22 protein-coding genes are annotated in these 21,049 nt (G+C 69.4%); 9 read left to right on the forward strand and 13 right to left on the reverse strand.

Translation table 11 applies throughout. From position 1 onward, the window contains the following. Position 1: 1 nt before the first annotated feature. Complete coding sequence (locus OG801_RS25320) at positions 2–424, forward strand: hypothetical protein (RefSeq protein WP_355018336.1); 423 nt, start codon at positions 2–4, stop codon at positions 422–424. Here OG801_RS25320 and OG801_RS25325 read toward each other — a convergent pair. Continuing rightward, complete coding sequence (locus tag OG801_RS25325; RefSeq protein ID WP_406031834.1) at positions 421–1,329, reverse strand: RNA polymerase sigma-70 factor; 909 nt, start codon at positions 1,327–1,329, stop codon at positions 421–423. The two genes, OG801_RS25320 and OG801_RS25325, sit on opposite strands and share 4 nt — an antisense overlap. A gap of 81 nt (positions 1,330–1,410) precedes the next feature. Between OG801_RS25325 and OG801_RS25330 the strand changes: the two genes are divergently transcribed. Together OG801_RS25330 and OG801_RS25335 are read left to right on the forward strand one after the other, a co-directional pair. Further along, positions 1,411–2,358: an NAD-dependent epimerase/dehydratase family protein gene (locus OG801_RS25330; RefSeq protein WP_406031835.1), complete on the forward strand. Its 948-nt coding sequence runs from the start codon at positions 1,411–1,413 to the stop codon at positions 2,356–2,358. Positions 2,359–2,383: 25 nt separating this feature from the next. Next, entirely contained in the window at positions 2,384–2,836 is a 453-nt protein-coding gene (locus tag OG801_RS25335; protein WP_406036304.1) for a PaaI family thioesterase, read from the forward strand. A gap of 43 nt (positions 2,837–2,879) precedes the next feature. Here the strand turns inward: OG801_RS25335 and tuf are convergent, their stop codons facing one another. The 8 genes from tuf to OG801_RS25375 form a co-directional block, all read right to left on the reverse strand. Then, positions 2,880–4,067: an elongation factor Tu gene (gene tuf / locus OG801_RS25340; protein ID WP_406031836.1), complete on the reverse strand. Its 1,188-nt coding sequence runs from the start codon at positions 4,065–4,067 to the stop codon at positions 2,880–2,882. Between the two features lie 309 nt (positions 4,068–4,376). Then, positions 4,377–5,024, reverse strand: a complete 648-nt coding sequence (locus OG801_RS25345) for a response regulator transcription factor (RefSeq protein ID WP_355018340.1) — start codon at positions 5,022–5,024, stop codon at positions 4,377–4,379. Beyond that, positions 5,021–6,190 (reverse strand): sensor histidine kinase, encoded by a 1,170-nt coding sequence (locus OG801_RS25350; RefSeq protein WP_406031837.1) that lies wholly within the window; start codon positions 6,188–6,190, stop codon positions 5,021–5,023. Before OG801_RS25350 ends, OG801_RS25345 begins: the two co-directional genes overlap by 4 nt. A 5-nt stretch (positions 6,191–6,195) precedes the next feature. Then, positions 6,196–8,361, reverse strand: a complete 2,166-nt coding sequence (locus OG801_RS25355; protein WP_406031838.1) for an MMPL family transporter — start codon at positions 8,359–8,361, stop codon at positions 6,196–6,198. An 85-nt stretch (positions 8,362–8,446) separates the two neighbouring features. Next, on the reverse strand, positions 8,447–10,711 hold the full coding sequence (locus OG801_RS25360; protein WP_406031839.1) for an FdhF/YdeP family oxidoreductase: 2,265 nt from the start codon (positions 10,709–10,711) through the stop codon (positions 8,447–8,449). 10 nt (positions 10,712–10,721) lie between these two features. After that, the gene (locus tag OG801_RS25365; protein WP_406031840.1) at positions 10,722–13,331 is read right to left on the reverse strand and encodes an ABC transporter permease; all 2,610 of its coding nucleotides are present in this window, start codon (positions 13,329–13,331) and stop codon (positions 10,722–10,724) included. Positions 13,332–13,572: 241 nt separating this feature from the next. Beyond that, the gene (locus OG801_RS25370) at positions 13,573–14,358 is read right to left on the reverse strand and encodes an ABC transporter ATP-binding protein (protein WP_406031841.1); all 786 of its coding nucleotides are present in this window, start codon (positions 14,356–14,358) and stop codon (positions 13,573–13,575) included. 80 nt (positions 14,359–14,438) lie between these two features. Beyond that, the gene (locus OG801_RS25375; RefSeq protein WP_406031842.1) at positions 14,439–14,933 is read right to left on the reverse strand and encodes a beta-class carbonic anhydrase; all 495 of its coding nucleotides are present in this window, start codon (positions 14,931–14,933) and stop codon (positions 14,439–14,441) included. A 61-nt stretch (positions 14,934–14,994) separates the two neighbouring features. Between OG801_RS25375 and OG801_RS25380 the strand changes: the two genes are divergently transcribed. Next, complete coding sequence (locus OG801_RS25380) at positions 14,995–17,016, forward strand: M3 family metallopeptidase (RefSeq protein WP_406031843.1); 2,022 nt, start codon at positions 14,995–14,997, stop codon at positions 17,014–17,016. 118 nt (positions 17,017–17,134) lie between these two features. Beyond that, positions 17,135–17,737 carry a dihydrofolate reductase family protein gene (locus OG801_RS25385; protein WP_406031844.1) on the forward strand — a complete coding sequence of 201 codons (603 nt, stop codon included), beginning with the start codon at positions 17,135–17,137 and terminating at the stop codon, positions 17,735–17,737. A gap of 3 nt (positions 17,738–17,740) precedes the next feature. Here OG801_RS25385 and OG801_RS25390 read toward each other — a convergent pair whose 3' ends face one another. After that, positions 17,741–17,938: a hypothetical protein gene (locus tag OG801_RS25390; RefSeq protein WP_406031845.1), complete on the reverse strand. Its 198-nt coding sequence runs from the start codon at positions 17,936–17,938 to the stop codon at positions 17,741–17,743. Positions 17,939–18,004: 66 nt separating this feature from the next. Continuing rightward, a complete protein-coding gene (locus OG801_RS25395) occupies positions 18,005–18,418 on the reverse strand; it encodes a hypothetical protein (protein WP_406031846.1) in 414 nt (137 codons plus the stop codon). Positions 18,419–18,573: 155 nt separating this feature from the next. Between OG801_RS25395 and OG801_RS25400 the strand changes: the two genes are divergently transcribed. The 4 genes from OG801_RS25400 (at position 18,574) to OG801_RS25415 (ending at position 20,408) form a co-directional block, all read left to right on the forward strand. Next, positions 18,574–19,194 carry a DNA-binding response regulator gene (locus tag OG801_RS25400; RefSeq protein ID WP_406031847.1) on the forward strand — a complete coding sequence of 207 codons (621 nt, stop codon included), beginning with the start codon at positions 18,574–18,576 and terminating at the stop codon, positions 19,192–19,194. A gap of 189 nt (positions 19,195–19,383) precedes the next feature. Beyond that, positions 19,384–19,905: a sigma-70 family RNA polymerase sigma factor gene (locus OG801_RS25405; RefSeq protein ID WP_406031848.1), complete on the forward strand. Its 522-nt coding sequence runs from the start codon at positions 19,384–19,386 to the stop codon at positions 19,903–19,905. A gap of 28 nt (positions 19,906–19,933) precedes the next feature. Beyond that, entirely contained in the window at positions 19,934–20,080 is a 147-nt protein-coding gene (locus tag OG801_RS25410; RefSeq protein ID WP_355018353.1) for a hypothetical protein, read from the forward strand. A gap of 1 nt (position 20,081) precedes the next feature. Continuing rightward, on the forward strand, positions 20,082–20,408 hold the full coding sequence (locus OG801_RS25415) for a plasmid stabilization protein (protein ID WP_355018354.1): 327 nt from the start codon (positions 20,082–20,084) through the stop codon (positions 20,406–20,408). Positions 20,409–20,516: 108 nt separating this feature from the next. Here OG801_RS25415 and OG801_RS25420 read toward each other — a convergent pair whose 3' ends face one another. After that, a complete protein-coding gene (locus OG801_RS25420; protein ID WP_406031849.1) occupies positions 20,517–20,786 on the reverse strand; it encodes a hypothetical protein in 270 nt (89 codons plus the stop codon). Beyond that, positions 20,783–21,007: a hypothetical protein gene (locus OG801_RS25425; RefSeq protein ID WP_355018356.1), complete on the reverse strand. Its 225-nt coding sequence runs from the start codon at positions 21,005–21,007 to the stop codon at positions 20,783–20,785. The genes OG801_RS25420 and OG801_RS25425 overlap by 4 nt, the downstream gene beginning before the upstream one ends. Between the last annotated feature and the right edge of the window lie 42 nt (positions 21,008–21,049).

A 21,049-nucleotide genomic window follows, 5' to 3' on the forward strand; every position in this document is an offset into this window, starting at 1 on the left:
CGTGACCTCAGCGATGGACCAGAAGGCAGCCCGGACTGCGGCGACCAAGGCGTTCAAGACGGGCGGCATGCCGCTGCGCAAGGGCCATCACCGGCTCGGTGACCCCAAGAGCGACGACATCGTCTGGTACGTCGACCTGCGCGCCCAGGGCGCCGGGCCGAGCGCGCCGCTGCGTTACGAGATCGGCTGCTGGGTCGCCGCCCTCGGCCACCCGGAGCCGGAGGGCGGTCCGGTCGACTGTCCGCTGCTACTCGACCGGCCGGTCGCGGCCACCACACCCGTCGAGATCGGCGAGGAGGTCGACGAGCTGGTGACGCTCGTCGCCGATCTCGACTCGGTTACCGCGCTGCGCGACGCGCTGGCGGAGGGAACGCTGGGGCGGCCGCTGGTGGACCAGTCGCTGCGTACGTTCCTGGACGGTTAGCGCTCCGCCAGCAGGGCGAAGAGGTCGCCGACCTCGCCCAGGTGGCCGAGCTTGTCGGGGTTGAGGACGTTGTGCATGCGTACGATCCGGCCGCCGTCGACGTCGAGGGCGATGACGCCCAGCAGGGCGCCGTCGGCACCGCGGGTGAGCATCGCCGGCTGACCGTTGGCGTGGGAGAGCTCCAGACGTACGCCGAAGCGCTCGCCTTGACGCATGAGCCCGAGCAGGAAACGGGCGACGGCGACGGCGCCGAGCATCGGCTTCTGGATCGCGGGAGCCCGGCCGCCGCCGTCGGCGACGAACACGACATCGTCGGCGAGCAGCCGTTCCAGACCGGCGATGTCGCTCGCGGACAGCGCGGCGACGAACTGCGAGGCGAGCTGGTCGCGGCGCTCGCGTGAGGGCTCGAACCGCGGCGTCCCGTCGGCGATCCGCTTGCGGGCACGGGTGAAGATCTGGCGGCAGTTGGTCGCGCTCTTGTCGACGATGGGGGCGATGTCCTCGTAGTCATAGCCCAGCACCTCACGCAGCACGAACACCGCGCGCTCGACCGGGGTGAGCGACTCCAGCAGGACCAGGAACGCGGTGCTGACGGTCTCGTCGAGCTCGAGGCGGTGGCTCGGGTCCTCGTCGGAGACCAGGATCGGCTCGGGCAGCCACGGGCCGACGTACTGCTCACGGCGGTGGCGGGCCGAACGCAGGGTGTCGATGGCGATGCGGGTGGTGACCGTGGTGGCGTACGCATCGAGGTTGTCGATCTCTCCCTCGGTCTGCTGAGTGCTGCGGTGCATCCGCAGGAACGCCTCCTGCACGATGTCCTCCGCCTCGGCGACGCTGCCGAGCATCCGGTAGGCGATCGAGAACATCAGCGGGCGGAGCCCGTCATGAGCGCTTGCGAGGTCCACGAGTGCAGGACCTTACGCCAGCTGTCACAGGAGCGCAGGTTGTTTCGTCGGTGGGGTCAACAACGACGAAAGGACAGAACGATGCGTATCTTCATCGCAGGCGGAACCGGTGCGGTCGGAGTCCGGATGGTGCCGCTCCTGGTGGCCGCCGGACACGAGGTCTACGGCTCGACCCGGCACGAGGCGTGCTGCGAGGCCCTGGCCGCCATGGGCGCGACCGGGATCGTGATGGACCCGCTGGACGCGCAGAGCGTCCACGACGCCGTCGCCAAGGCCGAGCCCGAGGTCGTCGTGCACCAGCTCACCGCGCTGGGCGGCCTCAGCGGCAACCTGAAGAAGTGGGACCAGGACTTCGCGATGACCAACCGGCTGCGTACCGAGGGCACCGACCACCTGCTGGCGGCGGCCCGGGCGACCGGGGTGCGGCGGTTCATCGCGCAGAGCTTCGGCGGCGGCTGGACCCACGAGCGCACCGGCGGCTGGGTCAAGGACGAGACCGCCCCGCTCATCGACGACCCCGGCAAGGAGGCGCGAGGAAGCCTGGCGGCGATCCGGCACCTGGAGTCCGCGGTCACCGCGGCGACCGACCTCGAAGGCGTCGTGCTCCGCTACGGCAACTTCTACGGTCCCGGTAACGCCACCTCCCGCGAGGGCGCGCTCGGCGAGATGCTGCGCAAGGGCAAGATGCCGGTGGTCGGCGGCGGCACCGGGGTGTGGTCGTTCGTCCACATCGACGACGTGGCCTCCGCGACGGTCGCGGCCCTCGACCGCGGTGCGCCGGGCATCTACAACATCGTCGACGACGAGCCGGCTCCGGTGAACCAGTGGATCCCGCTCCTGGCCGAGGAGGTGGGCGGCAGGAACCCGATGCGACTGCCGGCCTGGCTCGCCCGGCCGCTGATCGGCGAGTTCGGGGTCGCGCTGATGACCTCGGTGCGCGGCTCCTCGAACGCCAAGGCGAAGCGGGAGCTCGGCTGGACGCCGTCGTACGCCACCTGGCGCGAGGGCTTCCGGACCGGGATCGGCTGATCGTGGTTATGGTGGCGCGGTGAAGATGATCGCGTTGCAGGACGAGTGGTGGCCGACGATGACCTGCTTCGGGTGCGGGCCGGCCAACGCCCAGGGGCTTCAGCTGAAGAGCTATCCGCAGCTGGACGGGAGCGTGACCGCGACCTTCCAACCGTGGCCGCAGCACGACAACGGCGGCGGGTTCCTCAACGGCGGGATCATCGCGACCGTGCTGGACTGCCACAGCGCCGCCGCGGTGCACCAGGAGGCGTTCCTCAACGGCTGGATGCCTGCCGAGGGGGAGTCGCTGGCCTACGTCACGGCCGGGATCGACGTACGCTACCGGCGGCCGGCTCCGCTCAGGGAGCCGGTCACGCTGGTCGCCGCCACCAGGGACGCCAGCGAGGACCAGATCACCTCGCTGGTGCGGCTGGAGTGGGACGGGAAAGTCCGCGCCGAGGGCGAGGCGCTGTGGAAGCGCTGGCGCCCCCGCGACTGAGAAATGAGGAACGGCCCCCACCAGGTGGGGACCGTTCCGTTTCTCAGTCGAGCAGCTCGGTCACCGTGCCGGCGGCGACGGTGTGACCGCCTTCGCGGACTGCGAAGCCGAGTCCGACGTTCATCGCGATCGGCTTCTCCAGCTCCACTCCGAGCTCGATCGTGTCGCCGGGCATGACCAGGGCGATCTCACCCAGGTCGATCCCGCCGGGCACGTCCGTGGTCCGGAAGTAGAACTGCGGCCGGTAGTCCGCGGCGAACGGCGTGTGCCGGCCACCCTCGGAGGTGGACAGCGCGTGCAGGTTCGCCCGGAACTTCCGGTGCGGCCGTACGCTGCCCGGCAGCGCCACCACCTGGCCGCGACGGACCTCGTCGCGCTTGACGCCACGCAGCAGCACCGCCGCGTTGTCGCCCGCGTCCGCGGACTCCAGCGACTTGCCGAACGTCTCGAGGCCGATCGCCGTGCTGGTGATCGTCGCGCCGAGGCCCACGACCTCGACCGCGTCGCCGACCTTCAGCGACCCGCGCTCGACAGCACCGGTGACCACCGTGCCGCGGCCGGTGATGGTGACCACGTTCTCGATCGGCATCAGGAACGGCTCCCCGAGCTCGCGCTCGGGCACCGGCACGTAGCCGTCGATCGCGTCCAGCAGCTCATCGATGGCGGCGGTCCACTCCGGGTCGCCGTCCAGCGCCTTCAGTCCGGAGACCCGGACGACAGGTACGTCGTCGCCGGGGAACCCGTACTCCGAGAGGAGGTCACGGACCTCCAGCTCGACCAGGTCGAGCAGCTCGGGGTCGTCGACGGTGTCGGCCTTGTTGAGCGCGACCACCAGGTACGGCACGCCCACCCTGCGCGCGAGCAGCACGTGCTCCCGCGTCTGCGGCATGGCGCCGTCCTGTGCGGAGACGACCAGGATCGCGGCGTCCACCTGGGCGGCGCCGGTGATCATGTTCTTCACGTAGTCGGCGTGCCCGGGCATGTCGACGTGCGCGTAGTGTCGGGTCGCGGTCTCGTACTCGACGTGCGAGATGTTGATCGTGATCCCGCGCTGCAGCTCCTCCGGAGCACGGTCGATGCCGTCGAAGGCGATGAAGCGGTTCACGCTCGGGTCGCGCTCCGCGAGCACCTTGGTGATCGCGGCGGTCAGGGTGGTCTTGCCGTGGTCGACGTGACCCATCGTCCCGATGTTGAGGTGCGGCTTGGTCCGCACGAACTGGCCCTTGGCCATGAGAGTTCCTTTGTCAGTCAGAAGATTTCGGGGTGAGCCAGGACCCTCCGGCAAGCCGTCACAGCGCTGTCACCGCGGTGAGGGGGCCGGTGCGGGCCACCCTCCTCCGCGGGTCCTGCGGGTCAGGAGGAGGGTCAGCTTCGAGCGCCGGTGCAATCGACTGACGGTGCCCACGTGGGAGCGCCCGTCAGGCTTTTGCCTGACAGGTGGTGCTCGGAAACCACGCGGAACATGCGCATCACGTTAGATCTCAACACCGGACGCGACAACCGAATTCCTCGCGCGTCAGAGCGTCGGCCGAGTCGCCTCTCAGGCGGGACCGGTGCGCGTCACCAGACCGCGTTCCATCGCCACCACGACTGCATGGGTGCGGTCGCTGACGTCGAGCTTGGCGAAGACGCGGAGCAGGTGGGTCTTGACTGTCGCCTCGCCGATGACCAGGCGTCTGCCGATCTCGGCGTTGGAGAGGCCGTCGGCCACGGCCTCCAGCACCTGCTGTTCCCGTGGGGTCAAGGTCGGCTGAGCGGGCCGACGCATCCGGGCGACCAGTCGTTCGGCGACCCGCGGGGCCAGGACGGTCTCACCCCGCGCCGCAGCGTGGATCGCGGCCACGAGCTGTTCGCGGGTGGCGTCCTTGAGCAGGTAGCCGATGGCGCCGGCCTCGACCGCTCGCTCGATGTCGGTGTCGGTGTCGTAGGTGGTGAGGATGAGGGCCTTGGTACGCCGGTGGTGACCCGCGATCCGCTCGGTGGCGGCGACGCCGTCGAGGACGGGCATCCGGAGGTCGAGGAGGATGACATCTGGGTCGAGACGGTCGACGAGGTCGACGGCCTCGGCACCGTTGCCCGCGGCGCCGACGACGCTGATGGTGGGCTCGGTCGCCAGTAGAGCGGCGATCCCGTCGCGCATCACCGTGTGGTCGTCGGCCAGTACGATCCGGAGCGGCTCAGCGTTCATCCGGCACCTTCCTCGGCGTGACGGGCCGCGGTCGGGGGAAGCAGCGCGAGCACCCGGGTCCCGTCGCCCGGAGAGCTGGTGATGGTCAGATCGCCGCCGAGCTCGCTCAGCCGGCGGCGCATGCCGTCGAGGCCGAAACCTCGGGAGTCGGCGACCGTGAAGCCGCGCCCATCGTCGGTGATCTCCAGCTCGATCCCGTGCGGGTGCTCGCTGAGGACGAGGCCGACGGTGCTCGCGGCGGCGTGCTTGCGTACGTTGGCCAGGGACTCCTGCGTGGCGCGCAGCAGCCCGATGCGGGTCTGCTGGTCGCAGTCGATGTCGGTCAGCTCGTCGTGCGTCGTGATGCCGGTGTCCTCCCTGAACCGGTCCAGGGTCCGGCGCAGGGTCTCGGCGATCGACCCGGAGACGACCCCGGCGGCTGGTGAGGCACCGACCAGCGCCCTTGCCTCGGCGAGATTCTCACGGGCGGTCAGCTCGATGGACCGCAGCTGCCGGGCGCTCGTGTGATCGTCGTGCTCGCCGAGACCGGACCGCGCCGCCTCGGCCAGCACGACGATGGAGGCGAAGCCTTGAGCGAGGGTGTCATGGATCTCGCGGGCCAGCCGCTCACGTTCCTCGACAGCGCCCTCGCGACGGTGGGCATTCGCCAGCTGCTCCCGGGTGGCCCGGAGTTCGGCGTCGAGCCGTGCGGCACGCTCCTCGCTCCGGCGGACGACCCTGAGCACGGCGAGGCCGAGGAGCACACTGGCCAGGTAGCCCAGGACCGTGACGACGACGTTCCCCGTCAGCACCTCCCCGGTGCGCAGCACCGCGCCGGCGACCGCCGAGACGGCGGCGGCCCCGCTCAGCTCGATCGCCCGACGGGGTCCTCCGGCGAAGATCCAGAAGTGCGGGACGGACACGATGAACAGTGCCGCGTTGCCGCCCCGTAGAAAGGCCCCGACGCCCACGCCGACGACGAGCACCCCCAGGAACCAGGTGCGGCTCGCCGGGAACCGCAGGGCGATGCCGTAGGAGAGGGCGAGCACGCAGACGAGGGCCGCCGACCAGTAGGGCCACAGTCCCGGGTCACCGAGTCCGGCGACGATGTTCGGCGCGAGCCCGAACACCAGCCAGACCCCGGCGGTCCACTGAAGGATCCAGCGCTGGTCGTCGGCCCTCAGCATGCCGGTCAGCCTACGGTCTCGGGGAGGCGTACGCCCGTGGTTATCGCACGCCTGCGCGAGGGCCACCAGACCCGGTCGCCGAGCAGCATCATGATCGAGGGCAGCACCAGCATCCGGATGAGGATGGCGTCGATGAGCACACCGACCGCCAGGCTGAACCCGATCTGCTTCATCTCGAGCAGGTGCAGCGGGATGAAGCTTGCGAACACCGTCACCATCACCACCGCTGCGCTGGTCACCACTCCGGCGGAGCGACCGATGCCGTCGATGACGGCCACTCGGGTCGGCACACCGCCGAGCACAGCCTCACGGATCCGGCTGAGCACGAAGACCTGGTAGTCCATCGAGAGGCCGAACAGGATCACGAACAGGAACAGCGGCACCCGGGAGCCGATCGAGCCCATCGACGTGAAGCCGAGGAGCCCCTCGGCCCAGCTGCCCTGGAAGACGAGCGTCAGCACGCCGAGGGAGGCAGCGGCCGAGAGCAGGTTGAGCACCAGCCCGACCAGGCCCAGCACGACCGACCTGAACGCCCACACCGTGATCACGAAGGTGACCAGCAGCAGCGCCCCGAGGACCAGCGGCAGCTTGCCCTGCTGGTGCTCGGGATAGTCTGCATAGCGGGCGATCTCGCCGGTGACCGCCACCTCGGCGCCGGGCAGTCCGGCGACCGTCTCAGGGATGTAGACCGTCCGCAGCCGCTCCAGCGAGGACCGGGCCTCGGCGGAGCTGGGCAGATGCGGAACTCCGAGGTCGAGCACGCTGACCCGGCCGTCGGCTGACGTACGCAGCCGGGCGGCCCCGGCGAAGAGCGGATCTGCCTCGGCGCGTGCGCCGAGGGTCTGCAGCGCGGCGGCGACCTCGTCACCCTGGCTCGCATCTGCGCGTACGACCACCTGGTTCGTCGACCTGAGCTCGGGGAAGGCTTCGTGGAGCTGGTCGTAGGCCCGCATGGCCGGCAGGTCGCGGGAGTAGGTGTCGCGGCCGACCTCGGTCAGCTTGATGCCCAGCAGAGGAGCGGCCATCGCGAGCATCGCGACCACCGCCAGGACGAGCGTCAGGGCGGGACGGCTGCGCGTGGGGCGCAGCATCGCTGCCGAGAACCGGCCGATCTCGGGACGCATCGGCTTGCCCGGGCGGCGGAGCGCCCACCGGTCGGCGTACGTCCCGATCTTCGCCAGCAGGGCAGGCAGGACCGTCATCGAGCTGACGACGGCGGCCACGGTGACCACGATCGCGCCGGTCGCCAGGGAGGAGAAGATGACGTCGTCGGCGAGGTAGAGCGCTGCGCTGGAGGCGGCGACCGCCACGCCCGAGACCACGACAGCCCGTCCCGAAGTGCTCGCCGCGAGCTCGACTGCGGCTTCCGCGGACAGCCGCCCACCCGAGCGGGCTCGTTCCTCGCGCTCACGCTTGAGGTAGAAGAGCGTGTAGTCGACCCCGACGGCCAGGCCGATGAGCAGGATGACGTTGGTGCCGACGCCGGCGTCCGGGACCAGGTGGGAGGCGAGCATCGAGAGGCCGACGGCTGCGGCGATCGAGGAGAGCGCCAGCACCATCGGCACGAGCGCCATCGCCAGGGACCGGAAGACCAGCAGCAGCACGAGGAACGTCACGGGCAGCGCGATCATCTCCGTGCGGGCCAGATCGTCGCTTCGCTGACCCTGGACGTCCAGGCTGATCGACGGGCGGCCCGTCTCCACCACGCGCAGATCGGGGTGGGCCCGCTGCACCGCGGTGGTCTGGGCGAGCAGGGGAGCGACATGCTCTTTGCCCTCGAGCTCGGGGCCCTCCATGGTGACGTCGACCCGGATCGCCGTACCGTCCTTGGAAAGGACCGGCGGGGCGATGGAGGCGACCTCGGGAAGGCCCGCCATCCGGGTCGTGACCTCGTCGGCGACCGCCTCCGCGTGATCGGCGTCCAGGGTGCTGCCGTCCCTCTGGGTGATGAGGACCTGCTCGAGCGGCCGCTCCTGCAGACCGCCCGCCGCCGCCATCGCCTCCGCTCGGCCGGCCTCACCGACCCGGTAGTCGGCGGAGGTGGCCGCCTGGCCGCCTCCCATCATGATGCCGGCGCCGAGGCACACGATCACGAAGACGAGCCAGCCGGCGATCGCGCGCCAGGGGTGATGGGCGCTCCAGCGCGCCATCCGTACAGGGATATCTGTCATGCATCAATGCTGTTGGCACGGGCCATGCTGCCGACAGCAGCGACCGGTTGAACCTGGGGTCCACCGATCGGTGGACCCCAGGTCCTCAGCGGGCGTCGAGGCGCACGACGACCGACTTCGACGTCGGGGTGCGGCTGCCGTCGGCGTAGGAGTCGAGCGGGATGAGGACGTTCGTCTCCGGGAAGTACGCCGCGGCGGAACCTCGCGGGGTGGCGTACGCGACGACGCGGAAGCCCTCGGCGCGGCGCTCGCCGTCGGTCCAGACCGAGACGATGTCGACGGTGTCGCCGTCGGCGATGCCGAGCTCGAAGAGGTCTTCGGGGTTGACGAAGACGACGTGGCGCCCGCCCTTGATGCCGCGGTAGCGGTCGTTGTAGCCGTAGACCGTGGTGTTGAACTGGTCGTGGGAGCGCAGGGTCTGCAGCAGCAGGTGGCCCGGGGGAGCCGATACCGCGGTCAGCGGGTTGGCGGTGACCCGGGCCCGGCCGGTCGCGGTGTTGAAGGTGCGCGAGTCGCGCGGGCCGTTGGGCAGGGAGAAGCCCCCGGGCGTCTTCAGTCGGGTCTCGAAGTCCTCGAACCCGGGGATCACCGCGGAGATGTGCCAGCGGATCCGGGAGTAGTCCGAGCCCATCGTGGCCCAGTCGACGCCCTGATCCGAGCCGAACAGCGCCTCGCCGATCGCGCAGACGATGCCGACCTCGCTGCGCAGCTCCTTCGAACCGGGTAGCAGCCGGCCGTGGGAGGCGTGGACCATGCCCATCGAGTCCTCGACGGTGACGTACTGCTCGCGGCCGCCGGTCTCGTCGCGCTCGGTGCGGCCCAGGCAGGGGAGGATCAGGCCCTCGCGGCCGTGGTGGAGGTGGCTGCGGTTGAGCTTGGTCGAGATCTGGACGGTGAGGCCGACGTTGGCCAGCGCGGCCGTGGTGACGGCGGTGTCGGGGGTCGCGGCGGCGAAGTTGCCGCCCAGGGCGAGGAAGACGTCGACGGCGCCGTCGCGCATCGCCTCGATCGCCGCGACCACGTCGAATCCGTCCTCACGCGGCGGCGTGATCCCGAACTCGGCACCGACCGCGTCGAGGAACCACGCCGGCGGCTTCTCCCAGATGCCCATCGTGCGGTCGCCCTGGACGTTGGAGTGGCCACGGACCGGGCAGGCGCCCGCGCCGGGCTTGCCGATGTTGCCACGCAGCAGCAGGAACGAGGCGATCTCGCGGATCGTGGCGACCGAGTTCTTGTGCTGGGTCAGTCCCATCGCCCAGCACACGATGACGCGCTCGCGGGACTCGACCAGGTCGGTCAGGGACTCGATCTCCTCGCGGGAGATGCCGCTGAGCCGGGTGATTTCGTCCCACTCCATCGCCGCCCACGCCTGCGCCGCGACCTCGAAGCCGTCGGTGTGCTCCTCGATGAAGGGGTGTGCGATGGCGTCGCGCTCGACGAGCAGCTTGTTGATACCGGCGAACAGCGCCAGGTCGCCGTTGACCTGCACGGGCACGTGGACGTCGGCGAGCTGGGTGCCGACGCCGGTGACGCCGCGTACGGTCTGGGGATTGCGGAACCGCCCCATCCCGGCCTCGCGCAGCGGGTTGATCGACACCACCTTGGCGCCGTTCTCCTTGGCGGACTCGAGCGCGGTCAGCATCCGCGGGTGGTTGGTGCCGGGGTTCTGGCCGACCACGAAGATCAGGTCGGAGTGTTCGGCGAGGTCGTCGTAGGTGACCGTGCCCTTGCCGATGCCGATGACCTCGCCGAGCGCGGTGCCGCTGGACTCGTGGCACATGTTGGAGCAGTCGGGCAGGTTGTTGGTGCCGAGCTGGCGGGCGAGCAGCTGGTAGACGAACGCGGCCTCGTTGGACGCCCGGCCGGAGGTGTAGAAGACCGAACGGTCGGGGTCGGTCGCGCGCATCCGATCGGCGATCAGCGAGATCGCGTCGGACCAGGTGATGGGGGAGTAGTGGGTCTCGCCGGGGGCGATGTACATCGGCTCGGTCAGCCGGCCCTGCGACTCCAGCCAGTGGTCGTCGCGCTCGTTGAGGGAGGCGACCGAGTTGGCCGCGAAGAAGTCGCGGTCGACCCGCTTGCGGGTCGCCTCCCACGCCACCGCCTTGGCGCCGTTCTCGCAGAACTCCGCCGCCTTGCGGTGGTCAGGGTCCGGCCAGGCGCACGAGGGGCAGTCGAAGCCGCCGACCTGGTTGACCTTGAGCAGCGTCTGCAGGCTGCGTCTGGGGCCCATCTCGCGCAGCGCGTACTCCATCGAGTGGGCCACCCCGGGAAGCCCCACCGCAGCCGTCTCCGGCTTGTGGACGCGGAGGGTGGGTTCGGGCAGGTCGGTGGAGTGCTCGGTGCTCACCCGAGGCACACTACTCCGAGGCGATGGCCTTGAGGACGTCTTCCCTCCCCGCGCGGATGGCCGGAAGGAGCGCGGCCAGGACGCCGACGACCACCGCGATCGCCATGAAGACGGCCAGCTGGTCAAGCGGCACCCACAGGCTGGTGAGGTCTTCGCGCAGCGCGTCGCGCAGCAGCACCCCGAAGAGCACCCCGAGGGCGAGCCCGAGGACCGCGCCGAGGACCGCGATCGTCACCGACTCCAGGGTGATCATCCGGCGCAGCTGGCTGCGGGAGAGGCCGATGGCGCGCAGCAGCCCGATCTCGCGGGTGCGCTCGATGACGCTGAGGCCGAGGGTGTTGACGATGCCGATCACGGCGATCACGATCGCCAGCGCGAGCAGGCCGTAGATCATGTAGAGCAGCTGGTTGACCTGCCCCTTGATCGACTCGGCGAACTCCTCCTTGTCCTGCACCGCGACCACCGGCTGGTCCTCGACGAGCTTGTCGAGACGGTCGTGGACGACGGCCGGGTCGGCTCCGCGGGCGAGCATGATGCTCAGCGAGGCGTCCTCGCGCGGCACCTTGGCCGCGACGAGGTCCTCGATGCGTACCGTGATGTCGCCGGTGACCTGGGTCTGGGCGATGATCCCGCTGATCTGCGGGCGCTGCTGTCGGCCGCTGACGAAGGTGAGGTCGATGCGGTCGCCGAGCTGCCAGTTGTGCTCCTTCGCGGCCTCGTCGGTGACCAGCACCTGGCCGGGCTTGACGTCCTCGCTGCCCTCGAGCACATCGAGGTCATAGACCTGTGGCAGGTGCTCGTCGACGCCGAAGAGGAACGCGACCTCGTTCTTCTTGGGGTTCTGCAGGTCCACCTTGCCGACGACGGCCTGGGCGATCTGCGAGCGGGAGACGGTCGCGACGCCCTCCACCTTCTCCATCTCGTCGCCGATCGAGGTCGGGAACGGGGTGAAGGTCGGGCTCTGCACGACCAGGTCGGGCTTGAACTGCTCCTCGACCACGTCGGAGATCGAGGCGTTCATCGAGGCGGCGAGCACGCCGATCAGGGAGACCAGCGCCAGGCCGATCATCAGCGCCGACGCGGTGGCGCCGGTGCGCCGCGGGTCGCGCATCGCGTTCTGGCCGGCCAGCTTGCCGGTCATCCCGAAGAGCGCCCCCGAGACCGTACGCAGCGCCGCCAGCACCGGGCGGCCGAGGAACGCGCTGATCCAGGCGACCGAGAGGATCGAGATCCCGGCCCCGACACCCACCCACAGCGCCGGGCTGGTCGGCACGTCGAAGCCGCCGGGAAGAGTGATCTCCGGGACTCCGATCCGTGGCACCGCGGCGATCGCGAGCCCGGCGGCCAGCAGGACGAGCCCCACCGACGTACGCAGGATGGTGGATCTGGCCGGAGGCTGGGTGTCCTCGCGCATCGCCGCCACCGGCGGGACCTTTCCGGCCCGGCGGGAGGGGAGCAGGGCCGCGGCGAGCGTGACGCAGACGCCCACGGCGTAGGAGATCCAGATGGTGCGCGGGGTGAGGACAAGGACGTCGGAGGCGATCTCCAGACCCGCCTGACGGAAGGCGGCGGCCAGGCCGTGGGCGAGCCCCCAGCCGGCGATGACGCCGATGGTGGCCGCGATCAGCGACATCACCAGCGCCTCGAAGAGCACCGAGGTGGTGACCTGGCGGCGGGAAGCCCCCAGGGCTCGCAGCAGCGCCAGCTGGCGGGAGCGCTGCGCGATCAGGATCGAGAAGGTGTTGACGATGATGAAGGCGCCGACGATGACCGCGATCACCGCGAAGACGATGAGGAAGACCGAGATCACGTCGAGGAACTCGCCGATCGCGTCCTCGGACTCCTCGACCATCTTGTCGCCGGTGACGGCCTCGAACCCCTTCGGGACCACCGTCTCCGCGGCCTCGACGAGCTCCTTCTGGGAAACCCCGGGAGCGGCGGTCAACGAGATCCCGGAGTAGACGTCCTTGCCGTCGGTGAACAGGCTTTGGGCGCCTGCGGTGCTGAAGATCAGCAGCTGCGCGCCGGCGGTGCCGCCGCCGTTGAAGGAGGCGGTGCCGGTGAGGGTGATCTTGCGGCGGGTCTCGCCCTGGGGCGCGATCAGGGTGACGGAGTCTCCCACCTGGTAGCCGGCCTTCTCCGCGGTCGCCTCGTCGAGGACGAGCTCCTTGTCCCCGGTCGGCCAGCTCCCTCGGATGAGTTCGAGGGACGGCTCGCCGAGCAGGTTGGGGGTTCCGGTGTGGTTGAACGCCAGCGTCGGCGCACCCGAGCTGCTGACCAGCTTGTCGTCGGTGTCGAGCACGTAGAGCCCCGCGCCCTGGACGACGCCGTCGGCGCGGGCGACCTCCGGCAGCGTACGCAGCTTCTCGATGGCCGCCGGTCCCAGCGTGGCCGCGCCGCCACTGCCGGGGCGGCTGGCCTCGGCCGAGCTGGCGCTGTTGGTCGGGCGTACCTGGCCGTCGGGCGTGGAGCCGTTGATGATCCCGGAGAAGGTGCGGTCGAGCCCGTGCGAGAAGGTGAGTACGCCGGCCAGGAACGCCACGCCCAAGACGATCGCGAGCGTCGACATGAGCAGGCGCACCTTGTGCGCGGCGAGGTTGCGCAGCGTCAGCCGGAGCACGCCGCCACCTCCCCGCTTCGCGGGGTCACTCCCTCGCTCGGCACGAACGGACGAGCAAGCTCCGCGCTGCGCGCGGTTACTCCCTCGCTCGGCGCGAACGGACGAGCAAGCTCGCCGCTCGACCTCGCTCCGGTCGTCTCGCCGCTCGACCTCGCTCCGGTCGTCGCCGTTGCGCAGGCGCCAGAGTACGGACGTGGCGGCGTGCCGATTGTCTGGTTCACTCGCTGACGCTCGTTCACCCTCAGGCTCCTTCGCGGATCGGAGCCAGGCCCATCGCCCGCGCCTGCAGGTCGGCCATGTGGGCCAGGATCTCCTCGCGGCTCGGCTTGGCCAGCTCGTCGACGACGCGGCCGTCGGCCAGGAAGATCACCCGGTCGCAGTAGGAGGCGGCGACCGGGTCGTGGGAGACCATGACGATGGTCTGGCCCAGGTCGTCGACGCTGTGACGCAGGAAGTCGAGCACCTGGGCGGCCGAGGTGGAGTCGAGGTTGCCGGTCGGCTCGTCGGCGAAGACGATGTCAGGCTTGGAGACCAGCGCCCGGGCGCAGGCGACCCTCTGCTGCTGTCCGCCGGAGAGCTCGCTCGGCTTGTGGGAGAGCCGCGGCCGCAGGTCGACCGTGTCGATGACCTGGTCGAACCAGCCCGGATCCGGCTTCTTCCGGGCCAGCGAGAGCGGCAGCAGGATGTTCTCCTGCGCGGTCAGCGTCGGCACCAGGTTGAACGCCTGGAAGACGAACCCGATCTTGTCGCGCCGGAGCGAGGTGAGGCGGCGGTCGCGCATCTTGCCGAGCTTGCGACCGCCGACGACCACCTCGCCCGTCGTGGGCTTGTCGAGCGCGGCCAGGCAGTGCATCAGCGTCGACTTGCCCGAGCCCGATGGGCCCATGATCGCGGTGAACTGCCCCGCATAGAGGTCCAGGCTCACGCCGTCGAGCGCGCGGACCTCCGCGGCGCCCTTGCCGTAGGTCTTGTGCAGGTCGATCGCCTGGGCGGCGATCTCACGCTGTGCCGGGTCTGTGAGGCTCACGCCTCAACTCTTGCCTACAGGTGGTTGGGGCGCATGCCATTTCAGAGGTAGATCGCAACCCGCCTCGCAGGTGAGCGGGCTCAGATCTTCTGGTTGAGCAGACCCGTGTCGACGTCGTAGATGAAGCCGCCGACCTTGATGTCCTCGGGGACGAACGGGTGCGAGCGGACCTTGGCGACGTCCTCGGCGAGCGCGCGGACCTGGTCGTCGACGACGTGCAGGTGGAGCCAGGAGGCGTCCTGGCCGGCGGACTCGGCGAGCTTGGCGCGCAGTTCGGCCTCGGTGTTGGAGGCGACCGCACAGCGGGTGTGGGGCACGATCAGGATGCGCTTGACGTTGAGGAGGTGCACGCCGAGCACCAGCGCCTCCATCGCTTGCGGGGTCACCCGGCCACCCGGGTTGCGGAAGATCTTGGCGTCCCCGAGGCTCAGGCCCAGCATGGCCAGCGGCTCGATTCGGGAGTCCATGCAGGTCACGATCGCTACTCCGGCGTGGGCGACGCCGTCGAAGCCGCCGGTGTCGAACGTGTTGGCGTAGGTCTGGTTCGCGGCAAGCAGGTCATCGAAATCGGCCATGACGCCAAGGTAGCCGATATCCGCGGGCCGTCCTCACGCTGTTTCAGATAGCGTGCGCGATGTGATCGATGCCCTACTCGAGCCCAGTGACCTGCCCCACCGCCTGCCCCGTTTCGCGGACATCTCGATCGAGGACTACGGCCCGGCGATCGAGCAGGGGATGGCCGATCAGCTGGCCGCGCTCGCGGCGATCACGTCCTCCGCCGACGAGCCGACGTTCGAGAACACCCTGGTCGCCCTGGAGCGGTCCGGTGAGCGGCTGGACCGGGTCCTGCGGGTCTTCTTCTCGCTGCTCTCCGCGGACTCCGACGACGATCTGGACGAGCTCCACGCTGCGTACGCTCCGCGGCTGGCGGCCCACCACGACGCGCTGCTCCTCGACGACGTGCTCTTCGCCCGGGTGAACGCGGTCTACGAGAAGCGGTCCGAGCTGGAGGGCGAGGACCGCTATCTGGTCGAGCGCTACCACCGCGACTTCGTGCTCGCCGGTGCTGCTCTGGGGCCCGCCGAGAAGGCCCGGCTGCGGGAGCTCAACCAGGAGATCTCCGGCCTGGAGGCGGCGTTCGGGCAGGCGGCGCAGGCCGACTCCAACGACCTCGCCGTGGTCGTCGACACCGTCGAGGAGCTCGCCGGGCTGACCCCGGGGGAGATCTCCGCGGCTGCGGCGGCCGCCGAGGGCAGGGGGCTGGCGGGCAAGTTCCTGATCACGCTGACCCTGTTCACCGCCCATCCCTACCTGTCGGTGCTCGAGAACCGGGAGCTTCGGCAGCGGCTGTTCGAGGCGCAGCTCGCCCGAGGCTCGCGCGGCAACGCCAACGACACCCGCGGCATCGCGCTCGACGCGCTGCGGCTGCGGGCCGAGAAGGCGCAGCTGCTCGGGTTCGACAGCTACGCCGGTCTGGTGACCGCCGACAACACGGCCGGCACCCCGAAGGCCGTCCGCGACATGCTGGAGCGGCTGGCCGCGCCGGCGGCTCGCAACGCCCGGGCCGAGCAGTCTGCGCTCGAGGCATCGGCAGGCGGGCCGATCGAGGCCTGGGACTGGCCCTACTACGCGGAGAAGGTCCGGGTCTCGGAGTACGACGTCGACCTGGCCGTCCTACGGCCGTGGTTCGAGGCCGACCGGGTGCTGCGCGACGGCGTCTTCTTCGCCGCCGGCCGGCTCTACGGGCTGACCTTCGAGGAGCGCCCCGACCTGCAGGGCTACCACCCCGAGGTACGCGTCTTCGAGGTCTCCCGCGACGGCGAGCCGATCGGGCTCTTCCTGCTCGACCTCTACACCCGGGACTCGAAGAAGGGCGGTGCGTGGATGAACTCCTACGTCACCGCCAACACGCTGCTGGGTGAGCCGTCGGCGGTCGTGACCAACAACCTCAACGTGCCCAAGCCGGCGCCGGGGGAGCCGACGCTGCTCACCTTCGACCAGGTCAACACTCTCTTCCACGAGTTCGGGCACGCGCTCCACGGGCTGCTGGCGCGGGCGACGTACCCGCGGTTCGCGGCGACGTCGGTCTACCGCGACTTCGTCGAGTACCCGTCCCAGGTCAACGAGATGTGGATGCTCTGGCCCGAGGTGCTCGCCAACTACGCCGTGCATCACGAGACCGGTGAGCCGATCCCGGCCGACGTGCTCGGCAAGCTCGAGGCGTCCGCCACGTTCAACGAGGGGTTCGCGACCTCCGAATACCTGGCCGCCGCGCTCATCGACCTCGCCTGGCACGAGCTCGGTCCGGCCGAGGTGCCGACCTCGCCGGAGGCCGTGGAGGAGTTCGAGGCGGCCGCGCTCTCGGCGGTCGGCCTGGACAACCCGGCGGTGCGGCCGCGCTACTACACGGCGTACTTCAAGCACATCTTCGGCGGCTACGCCTCGGCCTACTACTCCTACATCTGGTCCGAGGTCCTCGACGCCGACACGGTCGCGTGGTTCAAGGAGAACGGCGGGCTGACGCGGGAGAACGGCGAGGCGTACGTCCGTTATGTGATCGGCATCGGCGGCACTCGGGACCCGCTGGAGTCCTACGCGGAGTGGCGCGGCCGGCCGGCCCCGATCGCTCCGCTGCTGGAGCGCCGCGGCCTCGCCTGAGGCGCTCGGATCACCGCCGAGCGGCGCCGTTTATCAACTATATGGTTGACAAGCGGCGCCGTTTCGCGCTTTCCTAGTAATCAACCAATCGGTTGACTAGTGGAGGTGGGTGGGGACGATGACGGTGATCATGCAGGCAGTGGTGTCGGTCGACGGGTTCATCGGCTACGAGGACGACATGCCCGGGCACCTGTTCGACTGGTACAACAACGGCGACATCGAGGTGCTCGGCGGTGCCGGACGGATCTCGAAGGCGTCGTGGGACTACGTACGCGACTTCTGGGAGACCTCGACGACGATGGTGATCGGGCGCCATCTCTTCGACATCACCAACGGCTGGGACGGCAAGCCGCCGTCGGGCGAGCACGTGGTGGTCGTGAGTCATCGACCCAAGCCCGAAGGGTGGCACCCCGAAGCCAGCTACCACTTCGAGACCTCGGTCGACGCGGGCATCGCCAAGGCGAAGGAGTTGGCCGGCGGCACCCCGATCGGCCTGTGCGCCGGCGATGTGGCCGGTCAGGCGCTCGCTGCCGGGCTGGTGGACGAGATCCAGCTCGATGTCGCACCATTGCTCATCGGCAAGGGAAAGCCGTTCTTCGGGACGTACGCATCCTCGGTGCTGCTCAGCGATCCCGAGGTGGTCCAGGGCGACCGGGTGACGCATCTGCGATACCGCGTCGAGGGTCCGGCCGACCCTGGCCACTCGGCCTGGAACGCCTGAGTATCAGCGGTCCCGCGGATCCGCAGGTCCTGCCCAGCTGGACTGCGGGTCGCTGGCGGGAAAGGTCTCTTCCTCGGTCTCGTCCTGGCGGTCGCGCTCGTCGCCCTCCTCCTTGACCCGCTCCGGGGTGGGGAAGGGGATTGGGGACTCGGTGCTCTCGTCGGCGCCGGTCTCGGGGTCCTTGGTTTCCTTCTCGACCATGTTCTCTGCTCCCATCTGAAGACTTCGATGCTGTCGTCGATGCCGTTCAGCATCCACTGTGCCACGTCACGATCGGAGGGCGTCATCTCGACAGGCTCGATACATCGCCTTGACTCGGTCGACGATGGAGTGGAACGGCATGGTGGCCAGCTGCTTGGGCACCGATCCGGCGGAACCGGGGTGGGGGTGGGTCGGCGCGACGAGCTCGGTCGCGTTCAGCCGCTTGCCCATCATGTGCCGGGACGTCTCATCGATCGTCGTGAGCAGCAGCGGGAACTCGACACGCTCCTCCTCGGCGGTCTCGTGCACCGTGAGCAGGACCCGGCGGTCGTCGAACGCCTGGCGCTTGGCCGGGCCCTCGGAGTTCCCCACCGTCGCGCAGAGCTGCCGGATGCCGGCGTGCTGCTGCAGCAGGATCCTGACCACGTCGCCGTCGGGTAGCTCGGAGGCCTTCTTGAGGTCTTCGGTCACGTGGGACATGGCTGCTCCTGTCTCGGATCTGTGGACATAAGCCCAGGTACCCACGGCGTGTTCTGCCCATACACCTGTCCAATTGACCACCGATCTGAGAAAGTTCAAGAGTGATGAGGTCGGGGGTGTTGCGGGTCGCGGTGGTCAGCCCACAGGAGGTTGTCGTGCGCGGGCTCGTCAGCATGCTCGCGGACTTTCCCGACCGGCTGGTCGTGACCGCTCTTCCGGCGATACGCAGCCGGGCGCCGGGCGTCGACGTGATCCTCTACGACACCTTCGGTCTGTACCTGAGCGACGGCGCCGATCTGCAGCATCTGCTGCACGAGACCGACGCCAAGGTGCTGATCTTCAGCCGCGACATGCGCCCCGATCTGAGGGTCCAGGCCTACGCGCTGGGAGCCCAGGCCTGGGTGTCGATGAGCGTGCACGCCGGTGAGCTCGTACGCAGCATCGAACTCGTCGCCGCCGGCGAGCCGGTCGGCGAGAACGAGGACCGGGTGGGCACGCTCGCCGGGCTCAGCACTCGTGAGGTCGAGGTGCTCGCACTGATCACCCAGGGGCTGTCAAACAAGGAGATCGCCGAGAAGCTCGTGGTGAGCGTGAACACGCTCAAGAGTCACATCCGTCAGGCCTACCGAAAGATCGACGTCACCACCCGCAGCCAGGCGGTGAGCTGGGCGATCACCCACGGGTTCGCGCCGCCCGACGAGAATTCTCTGGAGTCGGGTGCATCGGTGGCGGCCCGGATGGTTACCGATGGCATATCGACAGAGCAGTCTGGGTGACTTCCGCCTGCCGCGGTATGGGGGTGGACACCACGATTGCACTGTCGGTGCCGCGGTCTCGGCAACGGACCCGGGACCGCGGTTCTAACCCTCAGGGGTGAGTGCGCTGTGGGGGTTTAGCTCACCCCTGAGGGCCATTTCCTCCCCTGAGCGTGGAGATCTGGCTGGTCTGCGCGACAGACTCGGACCATGGACAGGACCCAGGAAGCATCGCCGTTGCCTCCGCTTCAGCAGGAGGATCTGGTCGTAAGCCACCTCCCGGTGGCCCGTTCACTCGCTGCCCGTTACTCGGGCCGCGGCGTCGAGGCCGACGACCTACGCCAGGCGGCGCACATGGGGCTGGTGAAGGCTGCTCGCCGCTACGACCCCGCCGAGGGTGAGTTCCTGGCCTACGCCGTGCCGATGGCCAAGGGCGAGATCCGTCACTGCTTCCGCGAGCTGGCCCGCTGCGTACGTCCGCACGGTGCAGACGATGAGCTGCTCGGGCAGATGGGGGAGCCCGACCCCGGCTTCGACCGCGCCGAGGCGCGAGTCGTGGTCGCGGAGGCGATCGGCGATCTCCGCGAGACCGACCTGATGATCCTGCGGCTGCGCTTCATCGACGGTCTTTCTCAGGCCGAGATCGGCGAGCGGATCGGTGCCACCCAGGCGCAGGTCTCCCGCGCTCTTGCCCGGATCATCCGCCGGATGCGGATCGCCGTCGCCGCGTAACCGATGCATCGGGTGGGTACCGGTAGATATGACTACCCAAGCCGTCATCTTCACCGTGATCGGGGTGATCGTGATCCTGGCCGGCATCGCCGCCTGGCTCTACGACGCCCGCCGGAACAAGCGCGTCGCCGATGACGAGGAGCGCTTCGATCAGCCGAGAAGGAGGAAGAGCTGAGATGCCGCAACGTGCCTGGAGCAAGAAGCGAGAACGACAGTACGACCACATCAAGGAAGGTCTGCTCGAGCGCGGTGAGAACGAGGACACCGCCGAGGAGATCGCGGCTCGTACGGTGAACAAGGAGCGTGCCCGCGGGGGAGAGTCCCGCGAACGCAGCCGTACCTCGACCAAGGACATCTCCTCAGGCCGCCGCGGTGGCTTGCGCAGTCATCGCGGCCCGGGCGGGCGTACCAAGGCTCAGCTGTACGAAGAGGCCAAGGACAAGAACGTCAAGGGGCGTTCGAAGATGAACAAGGCCGAGCTCGAGAAGGCGGTTGGGCGCTAGCGGAGACATTTCCCCACTGCGGTGAAAGTGCCCCACCCTCCGGAGGGTGGGGCACTTTTCGCGCAGGTGGGGACAGTTCGGATGAGTGGGGAGCTGGTCAGCCCGGGGCTAGGGATGCGGCCGAGAGACGTAGGCCGTCGAGGTCCGGTCGATGACGTCGTCACCGGTCTCCGGCGGCTGGGTGGTAGGAGCTCGGTGGTCACCGGGCCGCCCGAGCGGGAAGGTCTCGGACATGATGCCGATCCGCTCGCGGGCCAGGCTCAAGGTCATGCCGGCGCCGTCGCGTAGCTTCTCGTACGTCGCGGCAGGATAGCGGCCGACGACGTAGCCGATTACGCCACCCAGCGCGAAGGTGAAGAGGTTTCGTTTCGTCCTCACTTCTTCTCACCTGCCTTGAACTTTCGCAGCAGTGCGTCGGTTCCCTTCTTGCGGATGACGGTGGTGGCGACCGCCATCACGATCGGGACCACGAACGCGGCGACAGCCGTGACCCGCTTGCCCCGGGACGACTCCTGCCACTTGGTCTTGGGCGTCGTGCCGTTCCACAGCGAGCGCTGAGCGTTCTTGGCGCGCTCGCCGGTGATCGTTGAGTACGTCATGCCAGATCTCCTTGTGTCGCGGTCGGCTTTCGTGTCCCGTAC

It is taken from the genome of Nocardioides sp. NBC_00163 (assembly GCF_045206295.1).
GTDB lineage: Bacteria > Actinomycetota > Actinomycetes > Propionibacteriales > Nocardioidaceae > Nocardioides.